The sequence below is a fragment of the Syntrophomonas sp. UBA5494 genome (assembly GCF_002426325.1).
The window spans coordinates 14417-15572 of record NZ_DIPG01000139.1; the positions used below are offsets into that span (position 1 = coordinate 14417).

At 46.3% G+C, this 1156-nt stretch carries 1 protein-coding gene; it reads right to left on the reverse strand.

Features of this window, described 5'->3' with window-relative positions; genetic code table 11:
- Positions 1 to 246 precede the first annotated feature (246 nt).
- Positions 247 to 1156, reverse strand: a 910-nt coding sequence (locus tag B3W37_RS15605; protein ID WP_483176361.1) for an MBL fold metallo-hydrolase, incomplete at its 5' end; no start/stop codon positions are given.

The following is a 1156-nucleotide window of genomic DNA, read 5'->3' on the forward strand; positions in this document are numbered from 1 at the left end:
TAGGAGCGGGCTTCAGGGCCGGAAGATTTACGTGTTATTTCTTTTCATTGGCCTGAAGGGCTAACGCCCTGTAGACCGGACTACGGTTTTTTTCGGTTTCGGTTTTGGTTTTGCTTTTTCCGTAGCCGGCCCTACAGCCCCGACGTTAGGAGCGGGCTTCAGGGCCGGGTTTTTCCAATGTTATTCTCTGCACCGGCCTACGGTTCTATTTTCGTATTAATTGGTTTTCAGGTTATCCCAGCCGTATCAGGTTAATTTGGCTTTTACATTTTTAATTAAAAGTTCCATGGAAGCCAGCATCATTTCTTCAGGATAGCAAGCCAGAGTTCCCGTAATATATTGGTTAAATAATTCCCGGGCTATATCCTTTTCGGCAACATCCGCCACCAGCCCGGCCTGAATTTGATCAAACGCCTTTCCGGCAGCAAGCAGGCCCTTTTCATAAAACCGGTTTACCGCGGAATCTCTTACCACCTGCCCATGCGCTACCCCAAGTATACGGGTCGGGAACTCTTTCAGCCTCTTAATCGTGTTAATATAGCTATCATAGTCATGGAAAAATACCGGAGATATATTGCCACTATCATCACCATATCCAGCCGCATCAGAAACAAACATAGCCTGGTCTTCCTTTAAATATGCGGCCAGAGAGCACACACTATGCCCGGGAGCCTCCAAGATTTGCAGGGATACTCCTTCCCCCAATTCCAAAATATCCCCGTCCGTTGCAATTCTATCCACTACCAGTTCAGATATTCCCTCAGTTTCTGGTATCTTATCCAGCAGCCCCTGCCTTTTATATAATTCCGAAACATAAGCATCATTAGCATACAAAGCTTTTACGATTCGTTCCTTGGCCAGAATCGTTTTACCCGCATGGCTGGCAATAACCTCGGCTTGCGGAAACAAACTTTTTAGAATGGGCAAACCACAGGCATGGTCAAAATGCGCATGCATGATGATTATGTATTTTATGTTGACCTTTTCCTCCAATGCTTCCCATTGCCTGGCAAAGATAGCCGCCCCGGCACTGGTACCACACTCAATCAAAGCAGCCTCTTTAACCCCTGCCACATAATAATTGAAATGGCCATTACCCAGCAGCATAACATGATCGCTCAAACGTTTCACCCCATGACCTCCTTTTCGCTTATTA